The sequence below is a fragment of the Bradyrhizobium sp. JR4.3 genome (assembly GCF_040547695.1).
In the GTDB taxonomy this organism is placed as follows: Bacteria; Pseudomonadota; Alphaproteobacteria; order Rhizobiales; family Xanthobacteraceae; genus Bradyrhizobium; species Bradyrhizobium canariense.
The window spans coordinates 144,153-155,649 of record NZ_JBEPQF010000010.1 but is presented as its reverse complement, the minus strand read 5'-3'; the positions used below and the strand labels follow the sequence as shown (position 1 = coordinate 155,649).

Annotated in this window: 9 protein-coding genes; 3 read left to right on the top strand and 6 right to left on the bottom strand. The window is 63.5% G+C overall.

Annotated features, from left to right (window positions below):
• The first annotated feature begins 89 nt into the window (after positions 1–89).
• Positions 90–1,004, top strand: a complete 915-nt coding sequence (locus ABIB91_RS18330) for an alpha/beta fold hydrolase (protein ID WP_007593824.1) — start codon at positions 90–92, stop codon at positions 1,002–1,004.
• A 149-nt stretch (positions 1,005–1,153) separates the two neighbouring features.
• Positions 1,154–1,618, top strand: a complete 465-nt coding sequence (locus tag ABIB91_RS18325; RefSeq protein ID WP_354163007.1) for a nuclear transport factor 2 family protein — start codon at positions 1,154–1,156, stop codon at positions 1,616–1,618.
• 100 nt (positions 1,619–1,718) lie between these two features.
• On the opposite strand, the gene ABIB91_RS18320 is transcribed toward ABIB91_RS18325, so the two are convergent.
• The 6 genes from ABIB91_RS18320 to ABIB91_RS18295 form a co-directional block, all read right to left on the bottom strand.
• The gene (locus ABIB91_RS18320; RefSeq protein ID WP_354163010.1) at positions 1,719–2,393 is read right to left on the bottom strand and encodes a spermine/spermidine synthase domain-containing protein; all 675 of its coding nucleotides are present in this window, start codon (positions 2,391–2,393) and stop codon (positions 1,719–1,721) included.
• A 127-nt stretch (positions 2,394–2,520) separates the two neighbouring features.
• Positions 2,521–5,754, bottom strand: a complete 3,234-nt coding sequence (locus ABIB91_RS18315; protein WP_354163013.1) for a bifunctional cytochrome P450/NADPH--P450 reductase — start codon at positions 5,752–5,754, stop codon at positions 2,521–2,523.
• Positions 5,755–5,885: 131 nt separating this feature from the next.
• Positions 5,886–6,881 carry an alpha/beta fold hydrolase gene (locus ABIB91_RS18310; protein WP_354163016.1) on the bottom strand — a complete coding sequence of 332 codons (996 nt, stop codon included), beginning with the start codon at positions 6,879–6,881 and terminating at the stop codon, positions 5,886–5,888.
• Between the two features lie 10 nt (positions 6,882–6,891).
• Complete coding sequence (locus tag ABIB91_RS18305; RefSeq protein ID WP_354163020.1) at positions 6,892–8,442, bottom strand: WS/DGAT/MGAT family O-acyltransferase; 1,551 nt, start codon at positions 8,440–8,442, stop codon at positions 6,892–6,894.
• Positions 8,443–8,488: 46 nt separating this feature from the next.
• On the bottom strand, positions 8,489–9,289 hold the full coding sequence (locus tag ABIB91_RS18300) for an esterase/lipase family protein (RefSeq protein WP_354163023.1): 801 nt from the start codon (positions 9,287–9,289) through the stop codon (positions 8,489–8,491).
• Positions 9,289–9,546 carry a DUF6489 family protein gene (locus tag ABIB91_RS18295; protein WP_007593837.1) on the bottom strand — a complete coding sequence of 86 codons (258 nt, stop codon included), beginning with the start codon at positions 9,544–9,546 and terminating at the stop codon, positions 9,289–9,291. Before ABIB91_RS18295 ends, ABIB91_RS18300 begins: the two co-directional genes overlap by 1 nt.
• Before the next feature lie 304 nt (positions 9,547–9,850).
• On the opposite strand from ABIB91_RS18295, the gene ABIB91_RS18290 reads away from it, so the two are divergent.
• A complete protein-coding gene (locus tag ABIB91_RS18290) occupies positions 9,851–11,452 on the top strand; it encodes an ABC transporter substrate-binding protein (protein WP_219682695.1) in 1,602 nt (533 codons plus the stop codon).
• The last annotated feature ends 45 nt before the right edge of the window (positions 11,453–11,497 follow it).

Genomic DNA, 11,497 nt, shown 5'->3' with positions numbered 1-11,497 from the left:
AAGCAGCGGGTCCGGTGTCGCGGACGCGGCTTCATCGCGAGGAGAAACCGTGCGATACAGCACTGATCAAAAGCCGAGGGAACGCACCCGTGAACGCCTATCAGCCGCCGCAAACCGTCCACGCCAACGGCATCGACATCTGTTACGAGACTTTCGGCAACGACAGTGCCGAGCCGCTGCTGCTGATCATGGGGTTAGGCGCCCAGATGATCCACTGGGACGATGCGTTCTGCGAGCAGCTCGCCGCGCGCGGCTTTCGCGTCATCCGGTTCGATAATCGCGACATCGGCAAGTCGAGCCATCTCGCAGGCGGCAAGCGTCTGACGCCGCTCGAGCTGTTGAAGCTCCGCTTCCTCAGGATTCCCGTTGCGGCCACCTACAAGCTGATCGACATGGCGAAAGACACGGTCGGGCTGATGGACGCACTCGGCATCAAGTCGGCGCATCTGGTCGGGGCGTCCATGGGCGGCATGATTGCGCAAGAAGTGACGTTGTCGTTTCCCGAGCGCGTGCGCTCACTGACATCGATCATGTCGACGACCGGCAATCCGCGCGTGCCGCCCCCGACACGTGAGGCCGCCGCGATGCTGATGGCGCCGCCGCCGCGCAGCAAGGAGGAGTTTATCGCCCGTTACGGCCAAACCTGGAACGTGTTGCGGGCCGGGTCCTTTCCGGAGGAAGAGGCGCTCGATCCCGGTCGTGCCGAGCGCGTGTTCGCGCGGGGGCTCAATCCGGCCGGCGTCGGCCGGCAACTCCGCGCCGTGCTCGCCTCCGGCAGCCGCAAGGAGCGGCTGCACGGCGTCAAGACGCCGACGCTCGTGATCCACGGCACCGTCGATCCGCTGGTCCGCCCCGAGGGCGGCAGGGACACGGCAGAGTCAATTCCGGGCGCCAAGCTGCTGATGATCGACGGCATGGGCCACGCGCTGCCGATGCGGTTCTGGCCGGAGATCATCGGCGCCATCGCCAAGCACGCGCATGGCGCAGCGGCGCAGGCGGCGTAGATTGATCGGCACAGAAGGTCTCCTCGCGGTGACCATGTGAGCTGCCGGTTACTCTCTTAACGCGTGCCGGAACGAAAGCTATACAGGCGTCCTTCAATCGCCGAGAACCTCACTCGCCAACAAAGAGGCTGCGGCCTCTCGGAGTTCACATGCATCTCATCGTCCGGTCAGCCGCAATCGTCGCCGCTTCAGTCCTCACGCTGTCCCTCGCCGGTGGCGTCGCGATGGCGGGTAGCGCGCAAGAAGAAGCCAATCGCAAAACTGTGCTTGCGTTCTACGAGAAGGGGCTCAACCAAAAGGACGCCGATGCAGCCCTCGCCCATGTCGGCGACCGCTACGTCCAGCACAACCCAAACGCGGCAGATGGTCCGGACGGCTTCCGAAAATTCATCGGCTTCCTCCGGGAGAAATTCCCGAACTCGCACAGCGAGATCAAGCGCAGCTTCGTGGATGGCGACTACGTGATCCTGCACATTCACGCGGTTCGCGAGCCCGGCAGCAGGGGCAACGCGATCGTCGACATCTTCAAGCTGGAGAACGGTAAGGTCGTCGAACACTGGGACGTCGTTCAACCGATCCCGGAAAATCCGGCGAACAACAACACGATGTTCTAGCTCGGAGCCGTAGCCCGGATGGAGCGCAGCGCAATCCGGGTTCTTGCGCGGATCGACCGTCCCGGATTTCGCTGCGCTCATCCGGGTTACAAATAGCCGCCTAGCTCTTCCTGGCCATCCAGATCACGTGACGTGCGCCACCGCCTCTTCCGGTAGCGCGGATATTGACTTCGTTGACCTCGAAGCCGGCGCTGTCGAGCCGCTTGGTGAAGGCCGGGTTGGGCCCCGAGGACCAGACCGCGAGCACGCCTCCCGGCCGCAGCGCCGTCTTCGCTGCCTTCAATCCGCTCGCATTGTAGAGCGCATCATTGCCCTTCCGGGTCAGCCCTTCTGGCCCGTTGTCGACGTCGAGGAGGATGGCATCGAATGCCGACCGCTGCGCCCGGATGATTTCGCCAACGTCGGTTTCCCGTATGCTCACCCTGACATCATCGAGACTGTCGCCGAACACCTGCGCCATCGGGCCCCGCGCCCAGGCGACCACCGCCGGCACGAGCTCGGAGACCACAATCTTCGCCTTGCTTCCGAGCACGGTCAGCGCCGCACGCAGAGTAAAACCCATGCCCAGGCCCCCGATGAGGACGACAGGTTTTGCGACCGTCTCGATCTGCTTCGCTGCGAGCGTGGCGAGCGCGGCTTCCGAGCCCGAGAGGCGGTTGTTCATCAACTCGTTGGTGCCCAGCTTGATGGAAAACTCCTTGCCTCGCCGCATCAGGCGAAGCTCTTCATCGGAGCCGGGGATTTTGGCGGTGTCGATCTTTTCCCAGGGAATCATGCGGAACCTTTAACACGATTTCCTTCGTAGCTTCGTAGCCCGGATGGAGCGAAGCGCAATCCGGGAAGCGCGCGTGAGGAAAAATCGCCCCGGATTTCGCTGCGCTCCATCCGGGCTACGAACCGGCCTACCCTCCCGCCCACACGTCCAGCACATACCGGTTCTTCGCGCCCATCTCCTCGATCCAGCGCGCGGCCGTGGCGGCATCGCTGCCGCTCTTCTCGCGATGGATCGCGACCAACGCCGCCTTCACGTCGGGCTCCATCTTGCTGCCGTCGCCACAGACATAGACGATCGCGCCCCGCCCGATCAGCAGCCAGACCTTGTCCTTCTGCGCGGCGAGGACGTGCTGCACATACGTCTTCGGGCCCTCCGCTCGTGAGAACGCTGTGAACAGCTCGGTGAGGCCGCTTGCTGCCAACGCCTTTAACTCGTTCGCGTAGAGAAAATCCTGGTCGGGATGCCGGCAGCCGAAAAACAGCATGGCCGGGCCGAGCGCGGCGCCCTTGGCCTTGCGCGCAGCGCGCTCCTGGAGGAAGCCGCGGAACGGCGCCAGTCCCGTGCCCGGGCCGATCATGACAATCGGCACGGATGGATCGTCCGGGAGCCGGAAGCCGGCCTTGGTCTCACGCACGCTTGCATGGATCACGTCGCCCGCGCGTCGATTGGCGAGGTAGTTCGAGCAGATACCCTTGTAGGTGCCGCGGCCGGAGGCGGCCGGTCCTTCAACCACGCCGACCGTGACGCTGCAACGAACTGGGTCGACCGACGGCGAGGACGAGATCGAATAATAACGCGGCGCCAGTAGTGAGAGCATTTCCAGATAGACGTGGAACGGCAATTCGCAGGCCGGATATTCGAGCAGCAGATCGAACACCGATTTTCGCCTGGCCAGAATCTCGCCGCGATAGTGCTCGAGTGGCTCAGCCTCATCGCCGACAAAGCCCAGCAGCTTCGGCTTGGTCACCGGGCAGCGGGTGTGTTCGGCCATGATCTTGATCTGGTTCCGCGTCGCCACTTGCTGGAGCTCGACGAACTCGCTGAGCAGACGGCCGACCGACACGGCATCGCCGACCGGCAATTGCGCGCGGCGGCCTTCGGCGACCTGAAGCCTGATCTGGTCGGCCGGCAGGAAGCCGAAGCGACGGGCAACCGAATCCACCAGCGTCGGGTCGTTGCGCGGAACCACGCTCAGATGATCGCCGACGCGGTAGTTGATGTTGGATGGCAGCTGCACCTCGATGTGGCGCGTCGAACGCTCTGACGGATTGGAACCGGCCTTGTTCTGAAGCTCGTCATTGCCCAGCACCTTCATGGCCACCGCGCCGCCCTGGGCGACGATGGTGTTGACGGCGGTCACCGCGACCGGCTCGATCGCGTAGAGCGGATCGTCCTCCGCGGTCCGGGTGAAATTCCAGTCGATGCCGAATTCCTTGGTCGCGACCTGGGCGGCCGCCGGGAACCATTTCTGGAACTGGCCGTCGAGATCGCTGCGCGCATCGCCCTCGCCGCGCGGATAGACCGCGCGCGCACCATGCGCCGACAATTGCTCATCGATGAAGCGCGGCACCGACTGATAGGTCGCGGCCCAGTCGCTGTTGCCGCAGCCGAACACGGCGTATCGCACATTGGCAAACGCATCCTTCGGCAGCTCGTCGCCGAGCCATTTGACGAATTGCGTCGCATTGTCCGGCGGCGCGCCGTTGTAGGAGGCGCAAATGATCAGCACGCCGCCCTCCTGCGGCAACTTGCCGACGTAATCGTCGAGCGGACCCAGATGCACGGCAAAGCCGTTGATCTCGGCCAGGTCGGCCATCCGCGTCGCCAGCTCCTCGGCAGTGCCGAGATTGGAGCCGTAGAGCACCAGCATCGGCGTGTTGTGGCCGGGACGCGCGGTGGGCTGACGCGGGGCCTTCGGCGCCGACGACACCGCTACAGGTCCACCATAGGCACCGCGCTCGCGATCGGCGCGCGGACGGACCTTGATCTTGAAGCCTTCCGGCTTCATCGTCAGTGTTTCCTTCAGATGCATCTGGTAGCGCTGGTGGTCGATCAGCTTGAAGCGCTGGAGGATCATGCCGAGCGCGAGCGCAGCCTCGTGCATGGCGAAGCCGCGGCCGATGCAGGCGCGCTGGCCGTTACCGAACGGCTTCCAGGCGTTGATCGGCCGTTTGGCTTCCGCCTCCCGGCTGAAATTCTCCGGATCGAACGCGTCGGGGTTCGGACCCCAGACCGAGGGATCGCGATGCAGAGCGGTCACCAGGATGGTGGTGAACGTGCCTTTCCGGAGCTTGTACTTGCCGCCGCCGATGGTCTCGTCGTTCAGCGGCGAGATGCCATAGGCCGGCGCCGGCGGCCACAGCCGCAGCGCCTCCTTCAATATCTGGGTGATGTAGGTCAGCTGCGTCACCTGCTGATAAGTCGGCTTCGCGTTGGCGTCGGGACCGAAGACGCGATCGACCTCGTCATAGGCTTTCTTGAGAATGTCGGGGTGCTTGAGCAGCGCATACAGCGTGCAGGACAACAGGCCGCTGGTGGTCTCGTGGCCCGCGATCAGGAACGTGTTGATCTGATAGCGGATGTTGACGTCGTCGAGCTGCTCGCCGGTCGAGCGATCGACCCCGGTCATCATCGCCGCAAGCATATCCTTCTTATCGTCGGTCGCCTCGCCTCCCTTGCGGCGCTCCGCAATGATCTCGTCGACCATCTTGTTCATGAAGTCGACGTCTTCGGCCATGGTCTTGCGCCGCTTCTGCATCCAGAGCTGCTCGAACGGCAGGCCGCGCGTCATCATGATGGTTTCGAGCGAGCGCACCAGCGACTCGACGAAGGGATGGTAGTCGCGCCGGTAGAACGAATTGAAGCGGTAGTCGAAGCCGCACAGGCCGATCGTATCCAGCGTCAGCGCCGTCATGTCATGGACGACGTCGATCTCGTCGTCGGCATTGAGCCGTTCCCACTTGCCCACGAGCTGCTCGGCGATGTCGACCATGCTCGGGTGATAGGATTGCATGGCGCGGTTGCCGAAGGGCTGGAGCAGGATGTTGTGCGCCTTGCTCCAGTTTGGCTCCCTGGTGTCGGCGGTGAACAGGCCGTCGCCGCCGACCGCGCGCACCCGCCGCAAGGCACCGCGCACTGTCTTGTCGAAGCGCTTCTCGTCCGAGAGCTCGTCGACGAGATCGTGGCCGGAGACGACCACGATCGGCGAGCCCATCATGTCGAGCCAGAAGATCGGCCCCAGCTCCTTGGCAAGCCGGGTCAGATGCTGCACCGGCGCGGCCGAATCCAGTGACAGCATGTTGCCGACCACCGGCTTGGTCGGCGGCTGCGGGATCGGGTCCAGACGGTTCTTGGATGACATCGAAATGTAGTCCCCCTGCTTCAATGTCGTCATTGCAAGCGAAGCGAAGCAATCCAGAAATATGTCCGCGGAGGCAGACTGAATTGGCTTCGTCGCTTCGCTCCTCGCAATGACGAGTTCGCAATGATCAGCTAGCCAAACCGCCTTCTACGCCATTCGATCAGCTTCGCACTGACCTCTTCCGGCTTCTCCTGCTGCGTCCAATGGCCGCTGTCGCGGACCAGATATTTTTCCAGATCGGGGATCAGCTTGTCCATGCCATCGGCAGAAGACGGTGGCAACACCGCGTCGTTCTCGGCCATGATCATCAGCGACGGCACGCGCACCGTATGATCGAGCCCTTCGGCGCGCGTCCAGTTGCGGGACATATTGCGGTACCAGTTGATGCCGCCGGTGAAGCCTGTCCTGGTGAAATTGTCGACGAACACCTTTTTCTCTTCCGGCGACAGGATCGGCGTGCGCGGATCGTGCTTCGCATCGTAGCCTGCGATCATCTGCGGGAATGCCAGGTTCAGTCGCGGCGAAGCACCGACACCCGCGACGACTTCCTCCGCCGGAGCATCTGCCGGGCGCGGTACGGGCTTGCGCATGAAGGCATCGAAGGTCTGCTCGACGCGGCTGCCAAAGATCCTGTCAGGCTCACGCGCCGGGTCCTGGAACTGCACGATATACATCTTTTCGCCGAAGCGCGCGCGCAGGAGCTCGATCGGATCAGCCCAGGCGCGGTTGGTATGAGGCGTATTGATGCCGACCACGCCGGCGACCCGGTCGATGTGCCGGAGCGGCATCTGCCAGACGATGAAGCCACCCCAGTCATGGCCGACGAAGATCGCCTTGTCGATCTGAAGATGGTCGAGCAATCCGACCAGATCGCCGGTCAGGTGCTCGATGTCGTAGTCCTCGACCGGCTCTGGCCGGTCGGTCGCGCCGTAGCCGCGCTGGTCCGGCGCGATCACGCGGATGCCGGCCTCGCTCAGCGCCTTGATCTGGTGACGCCAGGAGAAAGCAAGCTCGGGCCAGCCATGGCACAGCACGATCGGCGGCTTGTCCGTGACCGGGCCCGCCTCGTAATAGCCCATGCGGATTCCGTTCGTCTGCACGAACTTGAGCGGTGGCATTTCAATCATCGGAACATTCCTACTCAGCGGCGCCCTTGATGTCCGCCGCGGGCGAAGCATAGGCAGCCTCCAGCGCGGCAAACTCCTCCGGCAGCATGTCGCACATCACCTGCACGTGCGGAATGATGTTGGCGCCGACGATGAAGCCGAAATCGAGCTGGTCGCGATAGCTCTGCACCGTAATGTTGAGCGCCTGCCCGTGCGTCGAGATCGACACCGGAAAGATGTGCAACAGCTCCGCGCCCGCGGCGTAGAGCGTCTGCCGCGGCCCCGGCACGTTGGACACCGTGATGTTCGCAGCCGGCGGCAGCACATTCGACAAATCGGAGCGGCTGTAGAGCAGCGCCATGATCTGAACGATGATCGGCGCGCCCAGCATCGAGATGTTGGAGACCTGCGGCATCAGTGCCCGCAGCGGATGCGACATCTCCTTGGACTTGGTCGATTGCGCGATGATGGCTTCCAGGCGTGCCTTGGGATCGTCGATGTTGGTCGCGATCGAGCAGATCATGCCGAACACCTGGTTGTTGGCCTCGGTGTTGCCCTCCTCGCGCAGCGAGATCGGCACGGCAGCGGTCAAGGACTTCGCCGGCAGCGTTCCGTGTTGCTGCAGGTAGCGCCGGACCACGCCGGAGGCGAGGGCCAGCACGACATCGTTGAGCTTGCCGCCGGCCTGCTTGGCCAGCGCCTTGGATCGCGACAGCGAGATCGAGACGCCGGCGAAGCTGCGCTCGGACGAGATCGATTTGTTGAGCATGGTCGGTGGCGACACCATGCTGGCGAGGCTCTCGCGCGATTTTGGATCGGATATCTTGCCGAGCACGTCCGAGACGCTCTTGACCATGGTCGGGATGTTGCCGGCGAAGCGTACCGCACTCTCGATCTGGTACATCGCATTGTCGAACAGGATTGAACCGATGTCACTCTTGCCGGTGCGCGGCAGTTGCAGGTTCTTCGCGGCCGCAGATGCATCGAGCGGCTGGGTGAAGAGCTGCTGGTAGGAATCGACCAGGTTCGCCGCGATGTCGCGCGGCTCTTGCCCGGGCTTCGCTCCCGCGGTCTGCGGATCGACCTTCCGCGGGATCGGCGAGATATCGTAGATCATGTTGGTCAGCGCCGCACCGGCGCCGCCGTCGATGGCGGCATGATGCATCTTCGAATAAAGCCCGACTTCGTTGTCCTTCATGCCCTCGAACACGTAGAACTCCCAGAGCGGGCGGGCGCGGTTCAAGAGCTTGGCGTGCATCCAGCCCACGATGCGCTCAAGCGTGGCGCGGTCGCGCGGCTGCGGCAGGCTGGCGCGAAAGATGTGACGATCGATGTCGAACTGTTCGTCCTCGACCCAGGAGGGATGATCGATGTCGAGCGGCGCCTTCTCCAGGCGCGCCTTGAGGATCGGCGCGACGTGCAGGCGCGAGACGATCATCGCCTTGAAATCTTCGAAGAAGTCGCCCTTGTAGTCGTCCGGCAGGCGAAAGATCGCCATGCTCCCGACATGCATCGGCATTTCCGGCGTTTCCAGATAGAGAAACGACGCGTCCAGCGACGACAGTTTCTTACCGTCAGCCATGGTTCCCTCCCGAGTATTTGACGGGCGCCTTAGGCGGCGCTTCTCGTCAGGCCGATACTGCCTGTTCCGGCGGGGCATATGCAATGGCAAACGGCCCTGCCCTGTCAAATGGCCAGAACTCTCCCTCCGGTTGCGCAAGGCGGTCTGCCACGGCCCACAGCGCCGCGGGGTTCACCCCAAGCCCGATATGGCTCGCCAGATGCACCTCGATGTTCTCGGCGCGGTCGGAGGGACGCAGCAGGCAGGTCCGCCAGTTCACGATGCCGTCGGCGCGCGAATAGATCGACGTCGCCGGCACCGGAAGATCGCCCGCGATCGCCTCCCGCAGCTCGGCGAAATCCTCGACACGCTCGCCGGACATCATCTCGTAGAGCCGCGTCGCATTGGTCGCTCGTATGTCATTGGCAAAAGGGCTGCCGAGCGTGATGACATTGCGGACCATGTCGGGCGCCTGCAGCGCGAGATCGCGCGCATGGACGCCGCCCAGACTCCATCCGACCAGGCTGACTTTGCGTCCGCTCGCAGCATGGATTTCGGCGAGACGGGCGCGCAACGAATCCCGCATCCGTCCGAACCCGCCGAAATTACGGCCCATCCGCCAGGCATGTGCCTCATAGCCGAGCTCGCTGAGATAGCGCCGCATCGGCGCCATCGAGAGGTCGCTGGCGAGGAAGCCCGGCAGCGCCAGCACCGGATGGCCATCGCCTTTGGGCGCCCGCATCAGGACCGGCGACAGCAGCAGGCTGGCGTTGAGTTCGAGCAACCCACGGGCTTCGGCGAGCAGCAAAGCAAGGCCGGGCGGACGAAGCCGGCCCGGGGTCTGCGGCCCGTCTGGACCGGGCGGCATTATTTCTTCTTGTCGCCGCTGCGGGTGCCGCCGAGGCCGGCCATGGTGACGAACATGTCCTGAAACCGCTCGGCGAGCTTTGGATCGAAGGTGAACCAGCTCTGGATCAGCGACTCCGGCGAGACCTTGTCGATGTTGCTCAGAACCTGCTGCTGCAGCTTGTCCATCACCGCCGTCTGCATCGGTGCCAGATCCGGCAATCCGATGAACTGGCGGGCCTCGAGGGGGGTGCAGTCGATTTCGATGTTAACTTTCATGTCCCCTCCAGATGAGATTCGAGCGGCCGTCCGTAGTATCGCCGCGAGAAGGTGTGCAACGCAAGCGACCTGAGGGCGGTGGCAGCCACCGGCTTCCCCGATCGGCGGATATGGTCAATCAAAATCAGCCGCGTCCGCGCCCATCCACCCGTCAATGCCGGTCAGCATTGCTGCACAGCGGTGCAACTTGGCGCGTTCCTTGCTGGAATGGCGCTTGCACGGGTCGAGAACTCTGGGCAACATGGTTCGATCAGCCCCGCCGAACAATCAAAAATGACGGTGCGGGCGAGTGGAGAGGTCAAGAATGTCAGTCGGACGAAGTCTGTTTGCGGCGACGCTCGCCAGTATGCTTGCGTGGGCGGTCTCGCCGGCGTCGAGCCAGACGCTGCGCTACGCCAACCAGGGTGAGCTCAAGTCGCTCGACCCGTACACGCTGAACGAGTCGACCACCAGTGCGCATCTCGGTCATGTCTATGAGGGCCTGGTTGCCCGCGGCAAGGACCTGAAGATCGTCCCGGCACTCGCCGAAAGCTGGGAGACGCCGGAGCCGACACGCTGGCGCTTTCACCTCCGCAAGGACGTCAAATTCCACAACGGCGACCCGTTCACCGCGGACGACGTGGTGTTCTCGGCCGAGCGCGTGCGGGCGAAAGGTTCGAATTTCCAGAGCCGCGTTCCCGCCGATGCCAAGGTGGTCAAGATCGACGATTACACCGTCGATTTCGTCCTGACCTCGCCCAATCCCATCCTGACGGCGCTGTGGGCGACCTGGTACATCATGGACAAGAAATGGGCAGAGGCGAACGATGCGACGGCACCGACGCCTGCCGCCGCGACGACCCCGAGCTACGCCTCGCTCCATGAGAACGGCACCGGCGCCTTCACGATCGAAAGCCATCAGCCGGGCGTGAAGACCGTCTTCAAGGCCAATCCGAACTGGTGGCGCAAGCCGGAACATAATCTGAAGGAGATCGTCTTCACGCCGATCGCCAACCCGGCCACGCGTGTCGCGGCGCTGTTGTCCGGCGAGGTCGACGTGATCGAGCCGGTTCCGGTCCAGGATATCGAGCGCGTGAAAGCGAGTCCGAATGCCACCGTGCTGACGGGGCCCGAGCTCCGCACCATCTTCGTTGGCATGGATCAGGCGCGCGACGAGCTGTTGTACTCCAACGTCAAGGGCAAGAACCCGTTCAAGGACGTTCGCGTCCGCGAAGCTGTCTACCGGGCAATCGATATCGATTTGATCAAGAATCGCGTCATGCGCGGGCTCTCCACACCGTCCGCGCTGATGGTTGCGCCGGAGATCTTTTCGCTGTCGAAGGACTTCACCCGGCCGAAGCTCGATCCTGACGCCGCCAAGAAGCTCCTGGCGGATGCCGGCTATCCTGATGGTTTCGAGGTGACGATGGACTGCCCGAACGATCGCTACGTCAATGACGCCGCGATATGTCAGGCGGTCGTCGGCATGCTCGCCCGCATCAACATCAAGGTAGACCTGCTGGCGCAGCCGAAGGCCCAGTATTTCGCCAAGGTGCTGAAGCCCGGCGGCTACAAGACTTCGCTGTTCATGCTGGGCTGGACCCCGGATACGCTCGACTCCCATAACGTACTGCACGACATCATGGGCTGCCGGGACGATCCCAAGGATCCGAACCGCGGCGAAGCCAATCTCGCCGGCTATTGCAACAAGCAGTTCGACGAGCTCGCCGACAAGGTTCTCGTGGAACCCGATACGGGCAAGCGCGATCTCCTGATCAAGCAGGCCTTCGAGGTCTCGATGAAGGACTGGGCCTACGTCCCGCTGCACCAGCAGGCGCTCGCCTGGGGCGTCTCGAAGAAGGTGAAGTTGACCCAGCGTGCGGACAACATGGTCATGCTCTACTGGGCGACCAAGCAGGACGAGTAGGTGTCGACAAGTTGTGAAGTCCCGGAAGCCTGGCTTCCGGGACTT